Raw genomic sequence first — 24544 nt, 5'->3', positions numbered from 1 at the left:
CTTATCTCTCCTGCCGAGGTTGACGGCGCACCAGCAAGGTGGCCAGGTAGCCCATCGCGTCGTTTGCCACAAGGTCGCCGACGCCCGATGCCAGCAATTCGCCCGGCAGGCCGATACGGCGCGCAAAAGCGCAGTGGTCTGCAATGCCCATCTCGCGCAGCAGGTCGAGCACCCAGCCCAGGCGCGCGCCGACCTTCATCAGCACCACGATGTCATGCGTCAAAATGTCATTGCGCAGTTCCTCCGCCGTTTCGGGGCATGGCAAGATCAATACCCGTTCCTTGCCCTCCCCCAGCGGCCACGCTAGGGCCGATGCCGCCGCCGCGTAGCTGGTAATGCCCGGAAAGGTGCGCTGCGGCAGATCCGGAATGCGCGCGCGCAGGGCCGCCAGCACGTAGCCGTAGGTCGAATAGGTCAGCGAATCGCCGATGGTCAGGTAGGCCACGTCGCGCCCGGCGCGCAGTTCAAGCGCGATGGCGTCGGCCAGTTGCGCGTAATGCTCGCTCAGGACCGAGCGGTCCGGGTCCATGTTGAATTCGATCTCGCGCAGCCTGGCCGGGTCGATGTCGATCCCGGCCAGGCACTGCAGCGCGACCGACAGCTCGGCCCCGCGCGCGCGCGGCGCGTAAATCAGATCGGCGCGGCGCAGCGCGTCCAGTGCCGCCAGCGGCAGGTAGCCGGCCGGGCCCGGGCCGACACCGATGCCCCAGAATGTGCCGATGCGGGTGCCGTTGCTCATGCATCCACTCCCAACGGGTTGCCTGCGAGGTCGAACAGACGCACTTCCAGGCGCTTGACCGACGGTACGCGCGCATGCGCGAGCGCACCGATGCGGCGCTCGATCTCGATCCACACCGTTCTGGCGAACGGCTCACTCTTTAAACGTTCCATTGCCGCTTCCACTGTGTTTGCATTTTCCATATCGTGTACCAGTTGCGCATCGCCGCCCATCTGCGCGACCACGCGCGCAACGCCTGCCATTGCCATGTTGCTCTTGCTCGAATGCGTATCCCAAAACCCGTCGAGCACCTTGGCCAGCTTGCCGGGATGGCCGGCGAGCCACAGCACATCCAGGCCGCGTTTATCCTCACGCAGCGCCTTTTCGGTGAAGTCCAGCGCGTCGCCGAGAAAATTCGCGATCTGCACCGAGCGTTCATCCGGCAGTCCAAGCACGCCGCTGGCAAACTCGCGGCCGATCTTGCCGGGCAGGTAAGCCACGCTCTCGGTACTCGCCGCCAGCGCCACCCGCACATACACTTCGACCGAGGCAATCCAGGTCGACAGCGACATCGGCTCGACGATCCCCGATGTGCCGAGTATCGAAATACCGCCCACGATGCCCAGGCGCGAATTGAAGGTCTTGCGCGCGATGACTTCCCCGTTTTCGCAGCCGATGGTCAGGTCGAAACCGCTGTCGGGCGGCTCCGCCATGGCGTCGTCCAGCATTTCTTCCACCGCCCGCCGCATCATCTGGCGCGGCACCGGGTTGATCGCCGGCTCGCCCACGGCCACGCGCAGGCCGGGGCGGGTCGCCGTGCCCACGCCACGTCCGGCAAAAAAGCGCACCGTGCGCGCATCGTTGCGCCGTACTTCGGCAAAGATGGTGGCCCCGTGCGTGTTGTCCGGATCGTCGCCGCCATCCTTGAGCACCTCGGCCCGCACCGCGCCGCTTTCGGTCCAATCGGCCGTCCGGACCGGCACCTCAAGATAATGCACACCGTCGGGCAGGCTGACCCTGACCGTGTCGCAGCGCGCGCCGTGCAGCAGCAGCCCGAGTGCCGCTTTCACAGCCGCGGTGGCGCAACTGCCTGTCGTGCGGCCGCGCCGCAGCCCATTTAGCGCCGGGATGGCAAGATCGAACTGAACCCGTTCAACGTGCTTCATACCCTGCAAGCTGATTGAGCGCGTCAATCATCAGGCCATTGACCACGCTCGCCGCCCACGGCGACCCGCCGCGCGTGCCGCTGTTGGTAATGCGTGGCACTTGGAGGCAGCGCCGCAGTTCATCCTTGGTTTCGCGCGTGCCGACAAAGCCGACCGGTAGTCCAATCACGAGCTGCGGGCGCCAGCCATGGTCGCGGATCAGGCGCACCGCTTCTGCGATGGCCGTTGGCGCATCGCCGATCGACAGCACCACGTCGTTGCCGAATTTTTGCCAACCGCGCCGGATGCCCGCCGCCGAGCGCGTAATGCCTTCCGCCGCCGACATCAGGTGCGTTTCGCGGTCATGCACGCCGCACCAGGTGTCGATGCCAAGTGTTTCGAGCAGTTGGCGCTTGAGGCCCGTCTGCACCATCGTCACGTCGGTCAGCACGCGCTTGCAGCGCAACAGCGCCAGAATCCCGCTTTCGACCGCGCCCGGCGAAAAGTACATGTCGTCCACGGCGCCGAAGTCGCCGCTGGTGTGCACCAGCCGTTGCAGGATTGTCATGTGCGAGTCCGGGAATCCCGACCAGTCGCGCCCTGCGGCGATGATCTGGAAGCTCTCCGCCTCGATCGGATGCGGCTCGTACGGGGCGTACGTTGGCGCGGCCACCACTGCCGGTTCCTGCGCCAGCAAGCCGCGCACGGCCAGGTGGTGGGCCTGCTGCGGCTCGCCCACCTGCTGCTCGAAGCCGACGATCTGCACGCGGTATTTGCACAGCGAGCAGTTCATGGCGGCGCGCCCGGCCACCGCCTCGCGCGCGCGTTCGATGATCACGTCGGCCACATGCGAATGCACGCCGAAGTAGCCGGCCTTGAGCACTTCCAGGCCAGGCTCGCGCTCGCGCAGGTCGTCGGCGGCCGCGTAGATGCGCTTGACCAGCACGCCGTCGAACAAAAAGAAGGGCAAGACCACCAGCCGCTGGAAACCCATGCGAGCCGCGGCGCGCAAGCCATCGGCCACCAGCGGCGTCGCCGTGCCCGAATAGCATACGTACACGCCGCCAAAGCCCATGCCCTCTTCCAGCATGCGCGCCAGCTTGGCCACTTCGCCGTTGGCGTCGGGGTCGGTGGTGCCGCGTCCGACCAGGACCAGGCAGGTGTCGGAGCGGCGCACCGTCAGCGGCGACGTGGCCTCGGCTTCGACGATGCGTTCCTGAGCCAGTTGCAGCAGTTGCGGGTGCAGGTTCATCGGAGCGCCGAAATGAAAATCGATGTCCGGATAATCGCGCGCCATGGCCTGTACTTCGGCCGGCATGTCGTTCTTGGCATGGCGGGCGGCCAGCAGCACGCCGGGCACCACGGCAACCTGCCGCGTGCCTGCGGCGAGGTTGCCCTGCACCGCTTCGGCGATGGTGGGGCTGGAAAACTCCAGGTAGCCGTGCGTGACGATATCGTCGGGCGCGCGCGCACGTACCAGTTCGACCAGCGCTTCGAATTCGCGCACGGCGTCGGGATCGCGGCTGCCATGGCCCGCCACCACGATGCCGAGTTTTTCTGTTTGGGTCATGGTGCGGGCGCCGCCTCGATCTGGCTGGCCATCGGCGCGAGCGTGCGGATCAGCATGATGCTCATGTCGGAACAGGTATGGCTGGCGCATTCCAGCAGGCTGCCATGCCATTCGGCTTCGCCGCGTGTGAGGTTTTCCCACACTTCGGTCGGATGATCGGGAGAGATGCCGTTTTCCAGCAGGTAGGCGGCGATATGCCACGGCATGAAGGAGCGCGCCGCGTCCCACGGGCACGGAATCACGATCGCATTGCGCTGGTCCTGCAGCACATGCACCAGATGGCGCTTGAACGGATCGAGGTCGCCGCGGCGGTGGAAAGTGATGAAGGTGGTCTCGTCGAAACAGACCTTGGCGCGCGAGGCCAGGATCTGGGCTGACGAAATGCCAGGCAGCGATTCAACCGGGTGGCCGCAGGCGCGTTCCACCCGTTCCAGGTACTGGAAGCCGCTGAAATGGATATCGCCCATGAAAACGACCACGCAGCGTTTGCCCGCGTGGTGCAGGCGCGCCACTTCGTCGAGCTGCGCGACCTGATCGCGGTAAGCCATGCCGATGACCTGGGCCTCGGCCGGAATGAGGCTCTGGACCACGTTCAGCACCGCGTCGAAACCGGCGACGACGTCTGCCTCGCGAATGAGCTGCGCGCCGCGCTGCGTCAGGTAGCCGACGTCGCCGGGGCCCGCGCCTATGCAAATGATCATCTCAAAGTGCTCCTAAATGTTGGTATTGTCAGGTTGGTGCCAGCCGCGCGCGGATCGTCAGCGCCAGGTTGTCGGCCGATAGCTGCTCCAGGGTCAGGCATTCGGCACCCAGGGTTTGCGCCAGTTGCGCGGCCCGTCCAAGGCGCAGATAGCCGCTCTCGGTATCGAGCACCAGCGCCGGCACGCCGCGCTGCGCCAGCTTGCCGGCCAGGTCGAGCGATTCGCGCCAGGCGTCGCCATCGGCCGCCAGCGGCACGTTGGCCTTGCCGTCGGTGAGCAGAACCATCAGCGCCGGCGCGCGATGCGCCGACTTCTCAAGCGTTTCCAGCGCCATGTGCAGGGCATGCGGCAAGGGCGTGCGCCCGCCGGTCGGCAATTCGGACAGGCCCTGCTCGGCGCGGTCCACGCTTCCCGTCGGCGCCAGCAACAGGTGTGCCGACTGGCCGCGGAAGGAGATCACCGCCACCGTATCGCGCCGCTGGTAGGCGTCTGTCAGTAACGCCAGCACGGCGCCCTTGACCGCTTCCATGCGGCGCTGCGCGGCCATCGAGCCGGAGGCGTCGACCACGAACAGGATCAGGTTCGCGCTTTTACCGACCCGGATCTGCTGATGCAGGTCGGCCCGCGTGACCTGCACGTGGCCCGGCTCGCGCATCGCGGCGTTGAGCAAGGTCGCACCGATGGCGATGCTGGTCGGCTGCTCGTCGGGCACGGCGCGCACCACGCGCCCTCGCGCGGCACCCATCGCTTCGCTGCGGCGGCCCGCGCTGCTGTGGCCCGCCGTCGATTCGACCACGATGCGCGGCGCGCTAGCGCTGGCGGCGGCCGCGAACACCTGTTCCGCGCCCTGCTCGTCGGACGGCGTTTGCTCGCCGTCTTCCGATTCGCCCGCGTCGTCCTGCGCCGGTGGCGGAGGGGCAGCTTCGCGCATCAGCTCATCGAGGCGGTCATGATCGAGGCCGGGCTGCTCGAACGGCTTGCGGCGGCGCCGGTGCGGCAGCACCAGTTCGGCGGCGCTGCGCAGGTCGGCCGGCGTTACCTGCAGCCGTCCGTCGAGCGCCGCCATTGCGCGCGATGCTTTGTGCATGACGATGTCCGCACGAAGGCTCGCCACCTCGAATTCGCAGCACAAATGGCTGATCAGGTCCAGCATGGCGTCATCCAGCGTCACTTGCGGCAGCAGGCGCTGAGCTTGAACGAGCTGGCGGTGCAATGCCTGCTGCTGATCGTCCCACGCGGCACTGAAACCGGCCGGATCGGCCTCGAAGGCGATCCGGCGGCGCACCACCTCCGAGCGCACCTTCTTGTCGCGCGGCGCCGCCACTTCGACCATCAGGGCAAAGCGGTCCAGCAGTTGCGGACGCAGGTCGCCCTCTTCCAGGTTCATCGTTCCGACCAGCGTGAAACGGGCCGGATGGCGGATCGACAGCCCTTCGCGCTGCACCGAATTGACGCCCATGGCCGCCACGTCGAGCAGCACGTCGACCAGGTGATCGGCCAGCAGGTTGACTTCATCGATATACAGCACGCCCCGGTGCGCCGCCGCCAGCAGGCCTGGCCGGAAAACGCGCTGGCCGCCCTGCAATGCACGCGCCAGGTCGACGCTGCCGATCACCCGGTCTTCGGTCGCGCCCAGAGGCAGGGTCACGAACGGCACGGGCCCCAGGCGTGGCGAACCGGTGGCGCAAGCCTCGCAGTGTTCCGAAACCACACCGGCGCTGCAGTTGTAGGCGCAGCCGGCCACGGTGTCGATCTGCGGCAGCACGTCGGCCAACGCGCGCGCCGCCGTGCTCTTGGCGGTGCCCTTGTCGCCGCGGATCAGCACACCGCCCATGCCGGGATCGACCGCGCACAGCATCAGCGCACGCTGCAACTGGGGCTGGCCGACGATGGCCGAGAACGGAAAATTCCTGATCTTCATCTTATCCATTACGTGCCGTTTCGCCGCGTGCTTCGAGCAGGGTTTCGCTATCGAGATACAGTTCGCGCAGTTTGGCCAGCGTTTCCGGGCGCGGCTCTGCCCACATGCCGCGGCTGGCCGCTTCCAGCAAGCGCTCGGCGATGGCGTTCTGCGCCCACGGATTGGCTTCTTCCAGAAAGCGCTGCATGTCGTCGTCGAAGCCGTAGGCCTGGGCCACGTCTTCGTACATCCAGTCATCCATTACCTGCGCCGTGGCGTCATAGCCGAACAGGTAATCGACGGTGGCCGTCAGTTCCAGCCCGCCCTTGTATCCATGCCGCTGAATGCTGGCCAGCCATTTGGGATTGACCACGCGCGAGCGGAACACGCGCAGGGTTTCTTCTTTCAAATCGCGCACTTGCGCCCGCGCCGGGTCGTGGCTGTCGCCGAAGTAGTGGCGCGGCTGCTGGCCGGTCAGTGCGCGGATGGTGGCGATCATCCCGCCATGGAATTGCAGGTAATCGTCGCTGTCGAAGATGTCGTGTTCGCGGTTGTCCTGGTTGTGCAGGGCCACCTGCACGCCGGAGAGGCGCACCTTGAAGGCATCGCGCTGGTCGGCGCCCTGTTCGCCGCGCGCATAGGCGTAGCCACCCCAGTTGACGTAGGCCTCGGCGAAATCGGCGTCGGCTTCCCAGTTCTTGTGCTGAATCAGCGGCAGGATGCCGGCGCCGTAGCTGCCCGGCTTGGCGCCGAACACGCGGTACGAGGCGCGCCGCGCGCCCTCTTCCTGCGTCAGGCCCTGTTCGATCCAGCCACCGAGTTCGGCCAGGTAGTGCTTGCGCACGAAATTTTGCGTGAGCGGTTCGTCCAGCTGAATGACGATGTTGACAGCGTCGTCAATCAGGTCGATCAGCTGCGGAAAAGCGTCGCGGAAAAAGCCGCTGATGCGCGTCGTGACGTCGATGCGCGGGCGCTTGAGTTCTTCGAGCGGGATCACTTCGACGCTGCTCACCTGGCGGCTTTCGGCGCGCCACACCGGGCGCACGCCGAGCAGCGCCAGGATCTGGGCCACGTCGTCGCCATGGGTACGCATCGCGCTGGTACCCCAGATGCTGATGGCGACGCTTTCGGGATACTCGCCCGTTTCGCGCCCGTGACGCGTCAATACCTCGTGCGCCAGTTGCAGGCCGACGCGCCATGCCGATTGCGACGGCACGCTGCGCGGATCGACCGAGTAGAAATTGCGGCCGGTCGGCAGGATGTGCGCCATACCACGCGTGGGCGAGCCGCTCGGGCCAGCCGGTACGTAGTGACCGGACAAGCCGTTGATCAGATTGTCGATTTCGTCGGTGGCGCGCGCCAGGTTGGGTACCAGCTGGTTGCAGGCGAAACCGAGCACCTTGCGCAGCGCGTCGAAGCGATTCAATGCTGGCTTGACGATAGCGACAGGCGCGCGCGCGGGTGCCGAACGTGGTTTTCCCATCTGCGACAGCATGCTCGCCTTTGCGCGTTGAGCCGGTTGCAGCAGCGGAGCGGCTACCGCATCGCCGTCGATGTCTGCGAAGACGAGGTTGAGCACTTCATCGATGACGGCCGGCCGGTAATCGCGCGCAGCCAGCTCGGTGAACAGGCGCAGGCACAGCGCATCGATGGCGTCGAGCGCATCCGAACGCGTGACCACGGCACACTGCGCCAGGCGCGCCAGTGCGGGCACCACATTGATGCGGCGGCCCTTCTGGTCGAGCAGCAGGTCCATCGTCAGGCCGAACAGCTTCGACACTTCGGCCTGCAGGCCCGGAATATCCAGGTTCGGCAGGCGCGTGAGCGATACCAGCATGGCCGGCATCTGTCCGGCGTCAGGGCCGCCGCCGAGGACGTGCAGGCCGTCGCGGATCTGGGCCGAACCCAGTTCGCACAGGTAGCCGTCGAGGTCCTCGATCAGGTGAGCCACATCGGAGCCGCCCATCGACGCCAGCGCGGCCGGGAGTTCACCGTCTTCTTCGTGGTGATGATCATGATCGTGGTCATGGTCGTGATGATGGTGATGGCCGTGATCGTGGTCATGGTCATGGTCATGGTGCAGCAGGCGCGCCTGCAGGTCGGCATTCAGGTTGGTCTGCTTGACCAGTTCCCAGATCTGCTGCTGGAGCAGCGGCAGTTTGGCCGGGTCCAGCACCTCAACCTGATAATACTCGTCGACCAGCTGCGTCAGCTGCGCCAGTGCACCGTAGGTGTCGGCGGTGGTCATCGGCGGCGTCAGGTGGTCCACCACCACCGCATGCGCGCGGCGCTTGGCCTGCGAACCTTCGCCCGGGTCGTTGATGATGAACGGGTAAAACAGCGGCAGGTCACCGAGCAAGGCGTCAGGGAAGCAGTTCTGCGACAGTCCCACGCCTTTACCGGGCAGCCATTCCATTGTGCCGTGCTTGCCGACGTGGACGATGGCGTCGGCGCGCCACACGTCACGCAGCCAGCGGTACAGCGCATAATAATGGTGGGTCGGCGGCAGGTCGCTCTGGTGATAGATCGCGTCCGGGTCCATGCCGTACCCTCGCGGCGGTTGCAGGGCGACGAAGGTATTGCCCAATTCGATGCCGGCCAGCGCCAGGTGGCCGTCGCACACGTAGGCTTCGCCGGGAGCGGCGCCCCACTGGGTGCTCATCTTTTCCTGCATGTCGGGCGTGAGTTCGGCGAACCACGCGGCGTATTGCGCGGCGGGTACGCGGCCTGCGGCGTTGCGCAACTGCTCCGTCGTCACGTAAATCTGGTCGTACGAACAGCGCGCCACCAGGTCGTGAATCAGCGTGGTGCCGTCGGCAGGCGGCTGGCCGACGTCGTAGCCGGCGGCGCGCATGGAATCGAGAATGCGCATCAGCGATGCCGGGGCGTCCAGCCCGACCGCGTTACCGATCTGCGAAGCCTTGCTGCTCGAATTGGTGAACATGAACGCGACGCGCTTCTCGGCGTTCGGCACGTGCTTGAGGCGTGCAAAGCGTGCTGCGATGCCTGCCACACGTGCCACGCGGTCCGGCACCGGTTCGTATTCGACCGCGTCGCCCTGCAACCCGGCCGCGCGCGACTTGAACGACACCGGCGCGGTGATGATGCGCCCGTCGAATTCGGGCAGCACCACGTTCATGGCCGTATCCAGCGGATTAAGCCCGCGCGCGGACTGCTCCCACTGCGGCAGGGTCATGCCGCTGGTGATCGCCTGCAGCACCGGAACGTTCAGCGTTTCCAGTACGCCGACCGACCATCCGGCAGGCGTGGGACCGCCCGGCGCAATCTCGCCCATCGCGAAAGAGGTGGTGTTGATCAGCACATCGATATGCACGCCGCGCGCGTCGCTGAAGTAGCGCAGCGCGTCGGGCAGTGTCCCGGCGCCGGCGCCGCTGCGCAGGGAGGCGGTAAACACCGGCAGCACGTTCATGCCGCGTTTTTCCAGCGCATCCAGCAACGCATCGATGAAGCGCGTGTTCCCGCTCATCCAGTGCGCGCGGTAGAACACGATGCCGGCGCACGGTGCGCCGGTTTTTCGCAGCGCCAGCCAGTCGTCGATGCCGGCGCCCTGCGCCAGGTCGGGATGATAAATGCCGTGTTCCGGCAGCGGCAGCGCGCTCTCGTAGCCAAAACCGGTCAGCAGCAGATGGTCGGACAAATAGCGCAGCAACTGCGCCAGATTGCCGCTGCCGCCACAATGGAAATAATTCAGCGTCTGTTGCAGCACGTCGGGAGCGACGGTCGATACAGCTGCCAGCTCGGGATCGGGCTCGCCGGTGCCGCTGATGGCAATGAGGTGCTGGCCGTGGCGGCGCGCGTGGCTTACCAGATCGGCAAAACCGGGCACGCTGCCGAGACGGCCCAGCACGCGCAGGATGATGATGCGCGCGCCCTGCACCTCGCCCGAGAGCAGTGCCGTGGCGCCGCCGTCGGCGTCGAGCCGCTGCAGGCTCACGCCCGACACCGCGCCGAACTCCGGCGGCAGCTGGCTCACTGCGTGGTGCAGGACCGTCAGGTCGTTCGATGCATGGGTAAGCAGCGCGATGTGCGCCGGGCCTTGAGGAAAATCAGGTGATGTCATGGTCCGCCACAATTGTGTCGCCTTCGCCGATGCGATGGAAAATCAGGTCGGTCACTTCGGCGCCGCCGATCAGGTGCTCGGCGACGATGCGCCCTGCTGCCGCTTCGTCGACGCGCCGGTACCACACGCCTTCCGGGTACACCACTACGATAGGCCCTTCATTACGGCATGCGACCATGCAGTGCGTGCGGGTGCGCTTGACGCAGAGGTCCGGATGGGCGTCGATCTCGCGCCCCATGTGCTCGAACACGGCCTGCGCCTGCACGCCGTTTTCGGTGCAGCGCGGGCCGACGCACATGAACACGTGCCGGTCATGGGTCCGCATCGGTCAGCCGAATTTCTTGTAGAAGTAGCCCGCCAGCGCGCCCATGGCCACCCAGAATACGGCGTTGGCCAGCAAGGTCGCGTACAGGAAGCTCAGCGCCAGCTCGGGCGGTGCGCTGCTCGAATGGACCTTCGGCTGCGGCGAACCGACCAGATGCGGCACGAACAGCAGCACGGCGCCGGCGATCCTGAGCGGCCAGTTCTTGGCGAAGACCAGCAGCGCCAGCCCGCCCGCGCTGGCCATGACGGTGGCGGTCCACCACAACTGGCGCGCCAGCAGCGGCGCCGCGACGGTGCCAGGCAGCTCGGGCGGCAGGCCGACCGAGGGCGCCACGAAAAAGACCGTGTAGCCGGCCGCGCCCCACAGCAGGCCGGCGCGCCAGCCGCTTGCGCCGCCATGCAGGCTGATGGCCGCTGCCAGCAGCAGCGCGAAGCCGACGCCGGCGCTGATGTTGGCCACCGCCGTGTAGAAGGTGCGTTCAAAGCCGTCGTCCGGCTGCCAGCCCCCGTGTTCATGGGCGCCCTCTTCCGCGTGCTCGTGCGGCTTTGCGTCATGACTATGCTCGTGCGGCGTGGCGTCGGCGTGGCTGTGCGGTGCGGCCTGCTCCAGTGCCTTCGGCGCGGCACTTTCGAACACCTCCGCCTGCAGGATGATGGGCGCTACTTGCAGCTGCTGCACGCCGGTCAGCAGCAGGCCGGCCAGGATGCCGGCCGCCGCGGCGCTGGCGATGATGCGGTTGAAGGTGCCCAGGCTTGCCGCGGGCGCGGTGCGGATCAGTGGCATGGGAAGCCAGCCGAGTGTCGGCTGTCGTGCGCCGCGTTGTGCAGCGCTTCCATCGAGGCGAAACCGGCACCGTACAGCAGCACGATGCCAAGGCTGGCGGCGCACATGGCCTGCACAATGCGCTCTTTGACGGAGACAAACGGGACTTGTTCATCGGCGGTGGTGATGAAGCTACGGATCGGCGACATGGCATTCCTTCCTAAAGCATTTCGCATAAAACCAGGCAAATGCAGACGCGCGCGTCTTGCCTTGTCCGGCAACCGGGGCTTGTACGGGGAGAAGGAACGTGAGATGGGGTGCGGAACGCAGCGATCCACCTGGATCGCCCTCCGCGATACAAACGACTTACCGCTTCGGCTGGTTTCCGGGCTGGCGAGTGGCGGGGCAAAAAACCCTTCCCGGATATGCGCCTTCCCATGCTGACTAGGCACAGTGGCGTGATGCACATCCTTGACTCGCTTACCGTTGCGGGGGCAGCGCCGGCTTTGCCTCCGTTGAGAGGGCGCACCGGCTTCCCATTTAATCCGGCAAACGATCGTTTGCCAGAACCAGAAGCTTGACTACCGGCGAAGTATAGGTCTGGACTATATAAATTGCAAGGTTGCGCGGGCCGGCGTGTGCGCGGCGGACGAATTTACCAGTCGCGCCATTGTTCGGTGATGTCGTCGGCGGCTTCCAGGCCGGCGTCCTTGGCAACCAGGTAGATGATGTCGCACAGGTTTTCGCGCTCTTCGGTCTCGATCACGCTGCAGCGTTCATCAAACGCATTGAGGGCAAGGACGACGCGTTCGACTTCTTTCATGATCGCGGCGGGGGCTGCGGGTTTTGGGAGCTTTTCCACGGCAGCGGCATAAGTGTCGAGGATTCCGGCGCACTCGTCGATCTCGGCCTGGCCGTACGGAGCCTCGCTCTCCGGGTCTTCGGCGCAGCGCCCCATGTAAGCAGCCATCCCGCCGAGAAGGCGGGCGCGGATCGAAGCGATGCTGGGATTGGGTGGCATGGCGTGACACTCCTTCAAATTTCAGGGGTGCCAATGTAGCATGAAGCCGCGCTACCTTACTCGCTGAATTCGATATCCATCTGATTGCCGTCGTAGCAGAAGGTCATCTGCTCGCCTTCTTCATCGCGGATCTCCAGCACGCCGCCGGCTTCGACGAAGGGCCCGAGCGTGTCGAACAGGCGAATCAGCCAGTTGGTGATGATGTCGATGTCGCCGCCGTCGATCAGCAGCGCGCCTTCCTGGCGCTGGCTGGTGAAACCGATCGATTCAAGGAAAGCCGGAAAATCGCGTTCGGCGCGCGCGCGTTCGGCGAAGAAGGAGTCGCAGCCTTCGAACGATGTGCGAATCGCGTTAAACGCCTCCGGTTGCCTGGCGTTCCTGATAACGATGCTGGCATCGTAGATCCATGCTGCAGTACTCACTTGCACTCCCATTTCGTCAGAACGGCTGTCGCGGTCGTGCGCAGCCAAGGATCGTATTTCCTGTCGACAGTTTTACATGCCGTTCAAGAACTGTCAAAGCGCCGATGACGAGCGTTGTTTTCGGAGCGTCGCGAGGCGTTCGATGGCGGCTGCGTTGCCTTGCGCGGCGGACAACGTTAACCAGTCGATCGCCTCGGTCATGCCAGGCACGCTATCGTCGTCGCCATCGAGGAGCAGGTCGGCCAGACTGTATTGCGCGGCGCTGTCGCCTTTGCCGGCAACGATGCGTATCGAGTAGCTGGCTTCGGCCACATCGCGTTCGGCGCCGATGCCGGACGCCAGCATGCTGCCCAAGAAGTATTCAGCCCGCATAAATCCTTGCGCGGCCGCCTTCCGATACCAGTGGATCGATTGGACCGGGTCGCGCGGGCCGACGTCGGCCAGGTCATACGAATCGGCCAGCAGGCACTGGGCAGCGGCATTGCCCGATTCCGCCAGCGGCAGCAAAAAGGCGAGAGCGTCTTCGGGCTTCATCGGAACGATGACGTCTTCAAGCGCATCGTATTCGGGGTCGTACATCAGGTCCATTCGAACGCTCCGGTCAGGGATAAACAAACGACTTGACCAGTGTCAGCTCACCCGGCGCGCGCAGCGGCACGCGGACCACTTCCTGGCGCTCGTTCGGTGAATTTTCATTGGTGATGATTGCTACCTGCGCCACCGTCAGGATGCCGGTTTCCTGGCCGGCCCCGTAGTAGTTCACGTAGACGTGGTAGTTCCCTTTCGGCGGCGCGGCGCTCGAAAAAATCTCGGGCCCGTACCCGGTGGTGACGTCGACATCGAGCGCGCCGCCGTTGGGCATGACGCGGTTGCCGTACCACGAGTGGCCGCCGTCGGGCGCGACCACGTGCAGGTCGACATCGGTGCCGGGACTGTCCCACGAGAGCACCACGCGCACGCGCGACTGGGTCTTGCCGGCGTACGAGTCGAGCAATTGGCTGCGGCTGCGCGTCTTACCGTCGGGCGAGCGCACTTCCACGCTGTTCGAGCCGCGCCCGAAGGCGTACGGCCGCGCGAAGCTGCCGTCTTCCTGGACCGCCATCGGCATCGCCACGCCGTTGACCACCAGCGTAGCCGGTTTATCCTTGCCCTTGCCGGCGATGCGTCCGCGGATTTCGGCCGTCGGGCTCTGCCCGTCCTGCACGCTGACCGACGCCGCCGGATAATTCACGTCCTGCGTGTATGCTTCCTTGGCACCCTTCGAATTGCGCCAGCCGCTGTTGGGCGAATCGATCTTCACCTGTGCCAGGGCGGCGGTGGACAGCAGTAGTGCGGGTATCAACAGTATTTTCATGATCAGGTTCGTATTATTCATTGACTCGCTTCGAGGCGAGTATCGACAAGGCGCCGTGCCAGCCGCTCGACCAGGGCTTCATCCTGCCCGCGCGGGTGATTGCGCAGACCCAGATGCAGGAACTCGTGCGCCAGGGTGATGCGGTCTTCGCGGCTGGCCAGGCCGCGCACATAAATGCGGTTGCGCGACTGCTCCGAATACGGCGTGCCGCGCGCCAGATGGCACACCGCCGGCAGCTCAAGCGGCGTTTCGTAGCCCGCCTCCTTGCGCAGGACGCGTTCCCACCGCGGCAGTTCGCGCGCCAGCCACGCTTCTGCGCCAAGCAGGCGCACGCACTGCTGCGAGTCGCCGCCCGAAAGCGTGGTCAGGTCGGCGCGCGGATAGGCCGACGCCAGGATCGCGTCGAAGCGCAGCCCCTGCCCCGCCTGGGCCACGGCCTGGCTCCACGCCATCGTATCTTTCGAGGCCGTATCGGCGTGATAGCGCACGTTCACGCCCGACAGCACCAGCTGGTCGGTCCAGTTGGCGATGGCGCGCGCGTCCACGCTGGCCGGCTGCGGACTGACGCGCTGCGTCGCGCTGCTGTCGGCAATGCGCTGGCAGCCCTCGGCCCACTGCGCGTTCTGCTGCAGATAGGTGCGCGCCGCCACCGCCAGCGCCTTGGCCGCCTCCGGCGCCGCCGTGCCGCCCTCGCGGTCGATCACGCGCGCCACGTAGTCGTTGACGCCGAAGCGCCCCGTCAGGCGCATGCGGCCATCAGGGTCGCGCGCCAGCACCATGTCGTTCTGGCTGAAAAACGCCAGGCTGCGTCCATTCTCGAAACGCACCTGGTAAGGTCCGTTCAACAGTCCCGGCACGGCGGCCACCCGCCCGGCGGCCACGCTCTTGATCGGATAGCGCGCGAAATAGTCGACCACCACGCAGCCCGCGTCAGCGCGCGGCGCCGCCGCCGGCAAGGCACTCGCCAGGCGCGGCGCCCACTTTTCCAGAATGCGGCTGCTGGTATCGGCGCCGCCGAACCAGAGCGGCGTGCCGTCGGCCAGCCAGCCGGCCGCGCCCCCCAGGCGCTCGCTGGTGCGCTGCGGATGGTGCCACGAGTAGGTCTTCACGCGCAGGCGGCTGCCGAACCAGCTGGCGGTATTCACCCCGCGTGCCCCCAGTACCACATGCAGCAGCGCCGATTCGGCCTGCGCCCGGCTGGCGGCCGGAATGCCGGCCAGCGCCGCCATCAGGCTGCGCAGGCTGACCAGGCGCTCGGGCGTCAGGTGCGACGGATCGGCAAGCCAGCCGTATTCGCCCGCGGGAGCGTGTCCCAGCCGCTCGCTCCAGTACTGCTGCCACGGACGGCGCGTGAGCATCAGGCGCGCCGGCGAGAAGAACAGGCCGCACGACTGCGCCAGCGCCAGATCGCGCCCGATGCTTTTGCCGGCGGTGCAGCAATACACTTCCTCGTTCTTTTGACCGCCGCAGGTGTAGTCCGGTGTAGCGACTTTTTTGTCGATCGCGTACACATACACAAACAGCTTCCACAGGCTGCCCAGCGGAACCTGGCGCGCGCCATCGAAGGCGGCGCGGCGGCCGGCGCCGTTCTCGTCGAGCTGCAGCGCCGTCAACTGGCCGTCGCGCCACCACGCCACGTCGAGCGTGGCGGCCTGCGCCAGCGGCGCGCACAATGCCAGCGCCAGCGCCCAGCAGCGTGACAACCGTGGCGCCATTACTCGACCTGCAGCGCGCGCATGGTCTTGCCCTCGCCTTCCAGCGCCTTGTTTTCGGGCTGGTACATGCGGTAGTAGCGCGCGGGCGGCAGCACGTAACTGCCTTTTTGCGCGAACCGCAGCAGGTGGCGGACTTTGAGCGGTTCGGCCAGCGGCTCGATCGGCACCACGTAGCCTTCGCGCCGCGACTCATGGCGCGCGCCTTCCAGCGGTTCCTTCTTCGCGCCGGCCAGGGTCATGCCCCAGGTGGTGGCTTCAACCGATGCGCCGGGCGGCAGCGCCACTTCCAGCAAACCGTAGCGATATTTGGCGCCCGCGGCGGGCGTGAGCGTGATTTCATCCATGTACAACGCGTCGGTGCGCAGGACTTCGCCGTTCTTGACCGGCACCGGCGTGAAGTCCTTGTCTTTCTGCTCCATGCGCATCAGGCGCCGTTCGATCCGCACCGGCAGCGCATGCACTTTGGCGGCGCGGCTTTCGTACTGGATGATGGCGACAGTATTGGCCGGCGGTGCTTCGGCCAGTTGCAACTGCGTCGGCACGCCCTTGGCCGGCTGCCAGCGGAACAGGGCCTGCCCCAGCGGGCTGGCGCCCTTCTGCCACGTTCCCGCCAGGGCGATGCCGGCGTCTTTCGCCGCCGGCGGGCCGCCCAGCTTCTTCTGCACCCACACCAGCGTCAGTGCGCGGTCCAAGGTCGCCATGTCGGAGCGTACCGCGCCCAGCACGGCATCGGCCTGGCTGGCCGGCAGCTGCCCACCCAGCATCAGCAACGCTTGCGCCAGCGGCGCCGGATTGGCGCGCAGCGTGGTCCAGGCGGCGCCGATCTGCTCCTGCAGTTCGGGCGCCACGGCCACGCCATCGTTGGCCGCGATCACCGACAGCAGCGCCAGCGTCAGCGCCTGCGAGTTGCCGCTTTCCGCTGTGAGCAGCATGCTGCTGGTCGGCGCCAGCGCGGCCGGTTTGGCGTCGAGCTTCGTTTTCGCCAGTTCGTCGGCCAGGCCCGATGCCAGCGTCTTGACGGGCAGGCCCATTTCCTGGGCCAGCCACAAGGTCAGCGCGCGGTGCAGCACCGGTTCCTTCAGGCCCTCCTTGCCGTACATCGCCAGCAAACCTTGCCAGTGCTCTGGCGGCATCTCGATGCGCAGCGCGCGCGCCGCGTACCAGTCGGCGTAATAGGCGTAGGCCGTCATCAGCGAATTGCCGGCCGTGGCGTTGCCCCACCAGCCGAATTGCGCCTCGGGACCGGCCATCGACACCAGCCGCAGGCGCTGCGCCTGCAGGGTGTTCAATAGACGCAGCTGGACCGGACCGGCTTCGGGGCCGAGATTCTGCAGACCCAGTGCCAGCGGAATCAGGCGGCTCGACGTTTGCTCGACGCAGCCGTACGGATACTCGATCAGATCGTCGGCGATGCGTGCGAAGTGGCTGGCCGCGCCGCTCGCGAACGAAACGCGGATATTGCGTGCGTCCGCCGGCAGGCTGACGGGCACCATGGCGCCGGTGAGCGGCACGCTCAGGGTGCGCGGGCTGCTCCACGCGGCAGGCAGCGCCTGCACGTCGGTATCGAGTGAATCGACCACCTTGCCGCCCTGCCTGACTTCAAGCCGCATCGGATCAGTTACCGCGGCCAGCGGGAACTGCACGTAGTTCACGCCGCGCCGGGCGGTGATCTTCTCGGTCTTGACGACCGTGCCGGCGGTGAGCGTGACCTCGATGGCCTGTTCGCTGGCGGTCTGGTTGAACACCGCCACCGACGCCTGCGGCGCGTCGCCGACACGCATCCAGTCCGGCGCCGTCCACTTGGCGAAGAAGCTCTTGTCGGAGCGCAGGTAAGCGCTGCGCTGGCCGACCCGGCCCTGCGCGTCCATCGCGCGGCCGGTGATGCGCCAGCGCGTCAGCGCGTCGGGCATGGTGAAGGTGACGCGCGCACGCCCTTCCGCATCGGTCTTGAGCGCGGGGGCCCACAGGGCCGTGTCGACATTGTCGCGGCGCGGGCGCTCCAGTACCTTCACGCCACGCTCATTGTAGTTATGGCGCGCGGGGGCGCCGGCACTGCGGCCTGCGGCCAGGTCGTAGCTGATGAACGACAGGCTGGCCGTCGTACGCACGTTGTTGCGGCGCGGGTGATAGAAGAAGTCGCCGATGTCGGGCGCGATTTCCGGCTGCAGCACATAGATCATTTCATCGACCACGCCCAGCGTGACCTGCGTCGATACCGGTTTGCCATCCATCTGCGCGGTGACGTCGATGGTGACCTTCTCGCCCGGTTGATAGACTTCCTTGTCAGTCTTGAACTGCAGCGCGATGCGCGGTTCGACGATTTGAATGCCGGCGTTCTGGAACACGAAATCGCCCTTGCGCGTGTACGCCACCGAGAACGTGATGTTCGGGCCGTAGTCGTCCTTGACGGGAATGCGCACCCGCCACTGGTTGGGCGCCACGCGCACCGGTTTGATCCAGTCGGCGCCGGCGCTCAAAAGACCGACCTGTTCGACCTTGTCGCGTTCGAGCGTCAGCAAGGCCTGGTCGACCGGGTCGGCAAAGGTGATCAGCGCTTCGGCGGTGTCGCCGGCGCGATAGCGCTCATGGTCAAGCACGATCTCGATGCTGCCCGGCGTGGCCGCCAGGCCCTGTCCGCTGACCCAGTGGCTGGTACCGCCCACCAGGTTGTTCTGCGCGTCGCGCAGGCTCAGTTGGTACGAGCCGGATGCGGGGAAGTTGACGTCCCAGGTGGACTTGGAGGAGTCAAAAGCGCCTTCCGTCTTGGTCTGTTTTTCGAGCTGAATCATCTCCCAGCGCACCGGCTTGGCGCCGGCGGCGCCGTCCGCCGCCAGGTCGAAGCGCACCGTCTCGCCGGGGGCCGAGAAGCGGCGCTGCGCCTTGAGCGTGTACTGGCTGGCGGAGCGCTCGATCATCAGCTCGGTCGTGCTGCGCACGCGGTAGGCTGCGCCATCCGACGCCAGCACCGTGAGGATATAGCGCGACGGGTCTTTCGCCTGCGGCAGCACGAAGTCGACATTGCCCTTGCCGTCGCTGACCAGTTCCTGGGTCTTGAGTTCGACCGGAAATGCGCCGCTGTAGCGCAATTCGCCCTCGACCATGGCGTTTTTCTGGGCGCGCAGGGTCAGCGACAGGCTGGCCTTGGCGACCGGCGTGCCGTCCGGGTAGCGCAGTTCGATGCGGCCCTTGACGTCCTCGCCGGTCTTGAAGTCTGCCCTGGACGGGACCAGGTTGATCTCGAAGTGCGGCTTGACGTAATCGGCCACGCGGAAGGCCGCGCCGTACTGGGTGTCGCGGTAAGTGAAGCGCAGCTCGTAGCCGCCCGCGCCGGCGTTGTCCGGCAGGCGGAAATGCGTGTCACTACCGGTCTCGCCGCTCAGTTGCAGCGACTGCGTGAGCAGCGGCGTGCCGTTCGGATCGAACACCGTGAGCGACAGCGGTGCGCTCACAGCTGCCTGCGAAGCGCGCGCCCCCGTAAATTCACGCCCGATGAATTTGACGCTCACTTCATCGCCCGGCCGGTACAGAGGCCGGTCGGTCACGGCGTACACCTTGGTGTTGTAGATTTCGCTGTCGTAGTAAAAATTCTCGGAAACGAACACGCCGCCGCTGCGGTCTTCGCCCATCACATAGGTATGTTCGGGGCTGCCGCGATCGAGCGAGACGACGCCGTTGGCGCCCGTGCGGCCCGATTGCAGCACGCCGCTGCCGTCGGTCCAGGTGACGTCGACATCGGGTACCGCCGCGCCATTGTCGCGGCGCGCGGCCCACACCAGCATCTGGTTGGCGGAGACCTTGGTGATGGCCATCGTATCGGACACGAACACCAGCGTGGTGGCCCGGTGTTCGCCGATGATCGCCTCGACCAGATACAGGCCAGGTTTGCGCTGGCCGAGCGGGATCATCACGTTGCCGGCGCTGCTGGCGGTGAACTCGCTGCTCGAGCCTTCCATCTTCAGGCCGGCCGGCGGCTTGATGATCTGCGCCTGCCAGACCGGATAGCGGAAGCGGTCGACCAGATCGTAGCCCTTGAGCGGCTCGTACTGCGGCTGCTGGCGGAACGGCACCGGACGCGTGATCGCTTCGCTGGTGGCCAGCTTGGGCTGGGCGCTGGTGACGGCGCTGCGCGCGTCGCTCGAGAACAGCTTGCGCCAGGCCATGCGGGACTGCTTCCACCAGCGGTCCCACAGCATGGTCAGGGTATTGAGCAAGCCCTCGCCCCTGTAATTGCCGTTCACCTGCACCCGGTGCAGATTGCGCTGCTTCTTCAGAAATTCGAGCGGCTCCGGCACGCGGTACACCAGTACATCGACGCCGCCGTACTGCTCCAGGTTCGAGCGCGCAAAATCGCGCCCCGGCACTTCCAGGCGCACCTTGGCCACGTCGCCGCTGCCATAGGCCGCGTCGGACAGCAGGAAAAACGGCTCGCCCTTGAAGCTTGTGTAGTTCGTGCCGCCCGGGACGGTGCTGGCCTGGGCCGGTTTGGCATCGGCCGCTTCGGCTTCCTGGGCGAGCGCGAGCGCGGGCAACAGGCCGCACAGCAGCACCAGCAGCGCCAGGGCGCGTGTGATTGGATTGTTCATGTTAAAAACGCCAGCCGGAACATGCCGGCAAAGTTGGGATTGTCGACCGCTGGTTGCCACCGCGTGTCCTTCCAGGTTTTGAGTTGTTGTACATCAACGGTACGCAGTCCGTTGTCGTTCGGTGTGACGGTGCCGGTGTGGTAGGCGATGCGCGCGCCCATCCACACCATCAGATGGTGTTCGTCGCCCTGGTCGAAAAACAGCAGGTCGCCCGGCTGCGCCTGATTCAGGTCGCGCCCGATGAAGCGGCTGTTGTTCTGAACCAGGCCGATGGCGGAGACGTAGTGCCCGACCGTGCCGCCGGTCTGCACCCAGCGGTTGCGCAGCACTTGCTGGGCCGGCGTGAGTTCGAGTTCGGGCGGCAGCTGGCCGTTGCTGCCGATCCCGTTGGCGCGCATCCATTTGGCATCGTGCACGGTCAGCGCCTCGTTCACGGCAAAGCGCACCAGGCCCGCGCAGTCGCGGTGCTGCCAGCGCGGCGACGGGCCCTGCTCCATCTGGGCGTTCACGATGCGCAGCATCCAGGCCTGGAAAGCACGGCTCTGCGCCTTGGACAGGTACGCAGGCATGTCGGGCAGCGGCGCGCCGGTGAGCGCGCGCGCCCAGGGCAGTACGGCGCAGCCGGCGGCAAGGCCAAGCAATTGGCGGCGGGTGACTGTCATCACTTCTCCAGCGCCTGCCATTCCAGCGGCTGCCAGCTCACGCCACTGGCCGGCAGTGATTTGAGCACCAGCCGGTAAGGCGGATATTTTTTGAGCGCGTTCAGGCGCGGCACCAGATGCGCGTCGGCCGCGGCGCGCAGGACCGGCTCGCGCGTGGACGGTAGCGCATCGAAGGCTTCCTTGCGGATCAATTCCGCCAGCGACGCCGGCGCGATCAGGCCCACCGTACGCGATGGATCGGCGAGGCGGTCGGCGATCGCCGGGGCCTGCTTGCGGCTCACGGCCAGCGCCTGCTCGACCAGCTTGCGGTCGGGCGAAAACAGCACGGTCTGGCCGCTCACCGCGAGGGTCGGATGCTGCGCGCCGATGCCGGTTGCGACTTCGCGCTGCCAAAGAACAGCGCCATTCGGGCCAGCCGCTTTCTGCACCGCCCCGCTCTTCTTGTTGCCGATGGCGGCCGCGAACAGGGTGCCGTACAGTTCATCGCTGCCTCCCGCCTTGCGCGTGGCCACCACCAGCGGCGTGTACAGGCGCGAGCTGCCGTACCAGCAGACCGCGGCCGGGCCGCTCAGTTGCTCCGTCAGGGCCGAGGCGTCCACTTCACCGAGCACCGATGTCATTTCGGCCCAGTTGGCGGGCAAAGCAAAGCACGCAGCCGGATTGTGCGGCACGACCGGCCACAGGGCGCGGTTGTCGTAGCCGCCGGCGGCCAGCTTGCCGGCGTCGACCAGCGCGCGCGTCTGCCACTGGCCTTTGCTGAAATCGAAACGCAGCGCGTCCAGGGCGCCGAAGAACGGCTGGTAGCCGAATGCCAGCACGTCGGCCTTGACTGCCACGCTGTGGCCATCGGTGGGCTGGGCGTCGAGGTGGAACTGCTGGCGGAACGCTTGCTGCTTCTTCGGATCGGCTGCCAGCAGGCCGGCCACCGTCGTTTCGGCCTTGCCGTCAGCCTTGCCGTCGGCGCCGAACACCATGCCCGGGTCGGACAGGATCACCATGCGCGTGCCGCGCGCGGCGATCAGCAAGGTGCGCTGGTGGGCGTAATTGAGCGAGTACACCGGCACCTTGTCGCCGTCGACCCGGATTTCGCCGGCCAGCTTCATCTGCGTGTCCTTGAGCGCGACCTTGCCGGCCTGTTCGAGCATGCGCGTCATGCTGTTGCGCGAGACGGCGATGGCAAAGTACTTGAGCGAGCCATCTTCCTCGCGCCACAGGGCCACATCGGCCGGTTCGTCGAGCACCGTGCGGATCATCTGGTCGCCCCAGCCCAGTTCATGTTCGTAGGCGATGCGGCGCAGGGTGCCTTGCAGGCCCAGTTTGTCGCCGTTCTGCTCGTAGTAAAACACGAAATCCTCGCGCAGCACGTCGCGCGCCAGCGCAATGGTGAGCAGGTCGCGCGGCAGCGAAGACAGGCTCCTGGTGACGATCAGCGCATCGGGCTGCGACAGGTCCAGGTTCAGGCCCTGCCCATGGGCCAGGCGCTTCCAGCCGAACATGGCATAACCGGCCACTGCGGCAGCGCACAGGGCGACTCCGGCGGCGATGATTCCCAACTTTTTCTTGTTCATAGTGTGTGGATAGTGACTGGCGGCAGGCGCAATGATGTTTTTCGCATAATAGCGTAGGGTACCATTTTCATGTCACCGAAGAAAGTAAACATTCCGGGAGGCGATGCGTTACCACCGTGTCGTGAGTTTTCAGAGACAACCCGTGAGTAAACGCACCCTGCGCCAGCGACCTTGCCAGGAGGAACATAGCGCCGCCGCCCGCATCCAGAAAGGACGCATGACGATGGCGGCAGAAGTAGATTTCCGGGAAATGCTCGTTATTCTTGCAACAACGAGAAACTAAAAAGTAGCAGCGGTATCGAGCGGTGCGCATGCAAGCTTGAAGTCGACATGGTAATGCTCGTCGTGGCGCACCCACGGCCTGCCCCTCATGAACGGCATGTACTTGCGCAGCCATGGCCCGCGCTCGGTCGCCAGCAGTGCCGGTATGAAGCTGCGATCGACGATGACGAGCGCCAGCGCGGCGCCGCGCGCCTTCGCTGCCACATCGAGCTGGTACAGATGCTCGGCGAACGCGGCAAAATCGATGCGGTAATCCTGGTAGCGGCCGGCGGAGTCGAATTCGATATCGTAGCCGTAGCGGTTTTGCGCACTGCTGGGCAGCGACACCGGCTCGCCGCGCGCATTGCGAACCGGCACGAAGAAGTCGGCCGACAGCCCGTTCTGATGGGTTTTATGCGGCGCGAACGGACCGCCCTTCTCCATGCCCGTCTCGCCGTACACATATCTGGCGCCAGGCTGCGACGCATGCGCGCCCGCATACGCAGCCAGGATGATTTGCGCCGTCGTCGCATGCACATGCGTGCGGCCGGCGGCAATCGCCGCGGCGCTGTAGGCGGAGAAATTCGGGCCGGCGGCAGGCAGCTTCACGCCGCCGTCGAGGCGCCCCTTGCTCACATTGCCGAAGCACTGGCTGGCCGGCGCGGCGTGCGCCGCGAGCGTGGTCGCGCCCAACGCCAGCAGCGCGATGAATACAGCATGCACAGGCATGATCATGTCGACTGGCCGGGCATGCGCTGCCCCGCTTCCTTGTAAAGAAAGCCCCATTCTTGCGCATCGCGCCCGCTTGTGCAAGGCGGCTCGCGCGCGAACCCTAGTGACCCGGCGTGCCGCGCGCCAGTACCTTGAGCCTGCGCCGGCCATCGAGCGTGGCGACGAGCATCTCGCCCGAATTGAGCGATACGCCGGTCAGCGCGTGGATGTTGACGGCGTGGGTGATGAGCACCACGTTGCCCCGTCCGGCGGCGCGCGGGTGGCGTGCCAGCCAGGCGATCAGCGCATTGGTCTTGTCGACCGTGGCCGGCGCGCGCTCGTCGAAGACCGAATCGAGCATGTCGGCTGGAGCGACCTTGCCGAACGCCAGGCGCGCCGTGTCCATGCAGCGGCACCAGTGGCTCGACATCACCTCGGCCACGCGGATGGCCTGCTGCCGGAAGCGCGCGCCGATGCGAACGGCGTCGGCGCGCCCGAGTGCCGACAGGTTGCGCTGGGTGGCGCAATCGGCCAGCGGGAAAGCGGGCGGGTCGCCAATGCCGGGATCGGTCTGGGCGTGACGCATCAGCACGATCTGCCCGCCCCCTTTCAGCAAGTCCCAGAACGCCTCGTCGTCGGCCGCATGCGCAGGGGCGATGGTCAGGCAGGCCAGGAGCGTGAGCAGGTACTTTTTCATGGGATCTTTCTGGTGAGGTGTCCGCCGATCGATGCGCTGCGGCATGTCGCACTAGCTGTGCTGAGTGTACCGTTGCGTCGACATGGAAGCTAGCGTGAACCGTGCGCCACCAGGGCGCTTTTCCAAAGGAGTTTGAGTGTCCATCTTTCCAGCCTTGCGTGTGCATACCTTGTTGCCCCTGGTGATCTGCTATGCATTTGCCCTGCCCGCTGCCGCCGACCCGTTCGTCACCAAGGCCGAGGCCGAGGCGATGGTGAAGAAAACCGTGGCGTACATGAAGACCAACGGCAGAGACAAAACTTAAGCCGAGATCAACCGCAAGGATGGCCTTTCACCGACCGCGACCAT

The 24544-nt window shown here is 66.2% G+C and carries 21 protein-coding genes and 1 riboswitch; of the genes, 2 read left to right on the top strand and 19 right to left on the bottom strand.

The genetic code is table 11. The annotated features are described in order from the left end of the window. Position 1 precedes the first annotated feature (1 nt). From cobI to RBA40_RS23175, 17 genes are all read right to left on the bottom strand, one after another. Positions 2-739: a precorrin-2 C(20)-methyltransferase gene (cobI, locus tag RBA40_RS23255; RefSeq protein WP_306650325.1), complete on the bottom strand. Its 738-nt coding sequence runs from the start codon at positions 737-739 to the stop codon at positions 2-4. After that, positions 736-1884, bottom strand: a complete 1149-nt coding sequence (gene cbiD, locus RBA40_RS23250) for a cobalt-precorrin-5B (C(1))-methyltransferase CbiD (RefSeq protein WP_306650323.1) — start codon at positions 1882-1884, stop codon at positions 736-738. Before cbiD ends, cobI begins: the two co-directional genes overlap by 4 nt. After that, a complete protein-coding gene (locus tag RBA40_RS23245; RefSeq protein ID WP_306650322.1) occupies positions 1871-3433 on the bottom strand; it encodes a precorrin-8X methylmutase in 1563 nt (520 codons plus the stop codon). The genes cbiD and RBA40_RS23245 overlap by 14 nt, the downstream gene beginning before the upstream one ends. Beyond that, positions 3430-4134 carry a cobalt-precorrin-7 (C(5))-methyltransferase gene (locus tag RBA40_RS23240; RefSeq protein ID WP_099880323.1) on the bottom strand — a complete coding sequence of 235 codons (705 nt, stop codon included), beginning with the start codon at positions 4132-4134 and terminating at the stop codon, positions 3430-3432. Before RBA40_RS23240 ends, RBA40_RS23245 begins: the two co-directional genes overlap by 4 nt. Before the next feature lie 28 nt (positions 4135-4162). After that, positions 4163-6064, bottom strand: a complete 1902-nt coding sequence (locus RBA40_RS23235; RefSeq protein WP_306650320.1) for a magnesium chelatase subunit D family protein — start codon at positions 6062-6064, stop codon at positions 4163-4165. Further along, positions 6057-10115 carry a cobaltochelatase subunit CobN gene (locus RBA40_RS23230; protein WP_306650318.1) on the bottom strand — a complete coding sequence of 1353 codons (4059 nt, stop codon included), beginning with the start codon at positions 10113-10115 and terminating at the stop codon, positions 6057-6059. The genes RBA40_RS23235 and RBA40_RS23230 overlap by 8 nt, the downstream gene beginning before the upstream one ends. Further along, positions 10102-10440: a (2Fe-2S) ferredoxin domain-containing protein gene (locus RBA40_RS23225; protein WP_306622692.1), complete on the bottom strand. Its 339-nt coding sequence runs from the start codon at positions 10438-10440 to the stop codon at positions 10102-10104. The genes RBA40_RS23230 and RBA40_RS23225 overlap by 14 nt, the downstream gene beginning before the upstream one ends. A gap of 3 nt (positions 10441-10443) precedes the next feature. Next, complete coding sequence (locus RBA40_RS23220) at positions 10444-11223, bottom strand: CbtA family protein (RefSeq protein WP_306650317.1); 780 nt, start codon at positions 11221-11223, stop codon at positions 10444-10446. After that, complete coding sequence (locus RBA40_RS23215) at positions 11214-11411, bottom strand: CbtB domain-containing protein (RefSeq protein ID WP_099880332.1); 198 nt, start codon at positions 11409-11411, stop codon at positions 11214-11216. Before RBA40_RS23215 ends, RBA40_RS23220 begins: the two co-directional genes overlap by 10 nt. Before the next feature lie 150 nt (positions 11412-11561). Further along, positions 11562-11791: riboswitch (cobalamin riboswitch) on the bottom strand. A gap of 66 nt (positions 11792-11857) precedes the next feature. Beyond that, positions 11858-12223: a hypothetical protein gene (locus RBA40_RS23210; RefSeq protein WP_306650315.1), complete on the bottom strand. Its 366-nt coding sequence runs from the start codon at positions 12221-12223 to the stop codon at positions 11858-11860. Between the two features lie 56 nt (positions 12224-12279). Next, positions 12280-12645 (bottom strand): hypothetical protein, encoded by a 366-nt coding sequence (locus RBA40_RS23205; protein WP_306622701.1) that lies wholly within the window; start codon positions 12643-12645, stop codon positions 12280-12282. Between the two features lie 93 nt (positions 12646-12738). Beyond that, positions 12739-13233 carry a tetratricopeptide repeat protein gene (locus RBA40_RS23200; protein WP_306650312.1) on the bottom strand — a complete coding sequence of 165 codons (495 nt, stop codon included), beginning with the start codon at positions 13231-13233 and terminating at the stop codon, positions 12739-12741. A 13-nt stretch (positions 13234-13246) separates the two neighbouring features. Continuing rightward, on the bottom strand, positions 13247-13999 hold the full coding sequence (locus tag RBA40_RS23195) for a DUF2135 domain-containing protein (RefSeq protein ID WP_306650310.1): 753 nt from the start codon (positions 13997-13999) through the stop codon (positions 13247-13249). A gap of 17 nt (positions 14000-14016) precedes the next feature. Further along, positions 14017-15702: a DUF2300 domain-containing protein gene (locus RBA40_RS23190; protein WP_306650309.1), complete on the bottom strand. Its 1686-nt coding sequence runs from the start codon at positions 15700-15702 to the stop codon at positions 14017-14019. Positions 15703-15713: 11 nt separating this feature from the next. Next, positions 15714-20297, bottom strand: a complete 4584-nt coding sequence (locus RBA40_RS23185; protein WP_306650307.1) for an alpha-2-macroglobulin family protein — start codon at positions 20295-20297, stop codon at positions 15714-15716. Then, entirely contained in the window at positions 20294-20959 is a 666-nt protein-coding gene (locus RBA40_RS23180; protein ID WP_306622713.1) for a DUF1175 domain-containing protein, read from the bottom strand. The genes RBA40_RS23185 and RBA40_RS23180 overlap by 4 nt, the downstream gene beginning before the upstream one ends. Continuing rightward, positions 20959-22527 carry a DUF2138 family protein gene (locus RBA40_RS23175; protein ID WP_306650306.1) on the bottom strand — a complete coding sequence of 523 codons (1569 nt, stop codon included), beginning with the start codon at positions 22525-22527 and terminating at the stop codon, positions 20959-20961. Before RBA40_RS23175 ends, RBA40_RS23180 begins: the two co-directional genes overlap by 1 nt. A 142-nt stretch (positions 22528-22669) precedes the next feature. Between RBA40_RS23175 and RBA40_RS23170 the strand changes: the two genes are divergently transcribed. Beyond that, on the top strand, positions 22670-22810 hold the full coding sequence (locus RBA40_RS23170) for a hypothetical protein (protein WP_306650304.1): 141 nt from the start codon (positions 22670-22672) through the stop codon (positions 22808-22810). On the opposite strand, the gene RBA40_RS23165 is transcribed toward RBA40_RS23170, so the two are convergent. Together RBA40_RS23165 and RBA40_RS23160 are read right to left on the bottom strand one after the other, a co-directional pair. Beyond that, on the bottom strand, positions 22807-23517 hold the full coding sequence (locus tag RBA40_RS23165; protein ID WP_306650303.1) for a penicillin-insensitive murein endopeptidase: 711 nt from the start codon (positions 23515-23517) through the stop codon (positions 22807-22809). The two genes, RBA40_RS23170 and RBA40_RS23165, sit on opposite strands and share 4 nt — an antisense overlap. A gap of 103 nt (positions 23518-23620) precedes the next feature. After that, positions 23621-24196, bottom strand: a complete 576-nt coding sequence (locus RBA40_RS23160; RefSeq protein ID WP_306650302.1) for a histidine phosphatase family protein — start codon at positions 24194-24196, stop codon at positions 23621-23623. A 136-nt stretch (positions 24197-24332) separates the two neighbouring features. Between RBA40_RS23160 and RBA40_RS23155 the strand changes: the two genes are divergently transcribed. Continuing rightward, a complete protein-coding gene (locus RBA40_RS23155; protein WP_306650300.1) occupies positions 24333-24500 on the top strand; it encodes a hypothetical protein in 168 nt (55 codons plus the stop codon). The last annotated feature ends 44 nt before the right edge of the window (positions 24501-24544 follow it).

The organism is Massilia pseudoviolaceinigra, assembly GCF_030846505.1.
Classification (GTDB): Bacteria; Pseudomonadota; Gammaproteobacteria; order Burkholderiales; family Burkholderiaceae_D; genus Telluria_A; species Telluria_A violaceinigra.
Note: the sequence above shows the minus strand (reverse complement) of the source record. Positions and strands in the feature narration are given on the sequence as shown.

Coding starts and splice junctions, on each gene's coding strand:
- RBA40_RS23245 (WP_306650322.1), bottom strand. CDS start 3,433: ATGACCCAAACAGAAAAACTCGGCATCGTGGTGGCGGGCCATGGCAGC.
- cbiD (WP_306650323.1), bottom strand. CDS start 1,884: ATGAAGCACGTTGAACGGGTTCAGTTCGATCTTGCCATCCCGGCGCTA.
- RBA40_RS23185 (WP_306650307.1), bottom strand. CDS start 20,297: ATGAACAATCCAATCACACGCGCCCTGGCGCTGCTGGTGCTGCTGTGC.
- RBA40_RS23180 (WP_306622713.1), bottom strand. CDS start 20,959: ATGACAGTCACCCGCCGCCAATTGCTTGGCCTTGCCGCCGGCTGCGCC.
- RBA40_RS23220 (WP_306650317.1), bottom strand. CDS start 11,223: ATGCCACTGATCCGCACCGCGCCCGCGGCAAGCCTGGGCACCTTCAAC.
- cobI (WP_306650325.1), bottom strand. CDS start 739: ATGAGCAACGGCACCCGCATCGGCACATTCTGGGGCATCGGTGTCGGC.
- RBA40_RS23225 (WP_306622692.1), bottom strand. CDS start 10,440: ATGCGGACCCATGACCGGCACGTGTTCATGTGCGTCGGCCCGCGCTGC.
- RBA40_RS23195 (WP_306650310.1), bottom strand. CDS start 13,999: ATGAAAATACTGTTGATACCCGCACTACTGCTGTCCACCGCCGCCCTG.
- RBA40_RS23160 (WP_306650302.1), bottom strand. CDS start 24,196: ATGAAAAAGTACCTGCTCACGCTCCTGGCCTGCCTGACCATCGCCCCT.
- RBA40_RS23230 (WP_306650318.1), bottom strand. CDS start 10,115: ATGACATCACCTGATTTTCCTCAAGGCCCGGCGCACATCGCGCTGCTT.
- RBA40_RS23215 (WP_099880332.1), bottom strand. CDS start 11,411: ATGTCGCCGATCCGTAGCTTCATCACCACCGCCGATGAACAAGTCCCG.
- RBA40_RS23235 (WP_306650320.1), bottom strand. CDS start 6,064: ATGGATAAGATGAAGATCAGGAATTTTCCGTTCTCGGCCATCGTCGGC.
- RBA40_RS23175 (WP_306650306.1), bottom strand. CDS start 22,527: ATGAACAAGAAAAAGTTGGGAATCATCGCCGCCGGAGTCGCCCTGTGC.
- RBA40_RS23210 (WP_306650315.1), bottom strand. CDS start 12,223: ATGCCACCCAATCCCAGCATCGCTTCGATCCGCGCCCGCCTTCTCGGC.
- RBA40_RS23165 (WP_306650303.1), bottom strand. CDS start 23,517: ATGCCTGTGCATGCTGTATTCATCGCGCTGCTGGCGTTGGGCGCGACC.
- RBA40_RS23240 (WP_099880323.1), bottom strand. CDS start 4,134: ATGATCATTTGCATAGGCGCGGGCCCCGGCGACGTCGGCTACCTGACG.
- RBA40_RS23200 (WP_306650312.1), bottom strand. CDS start 13,233: ATGGACCTGATGTACGACCCCGAATACGATGCGCTTGAAGACGTCATC.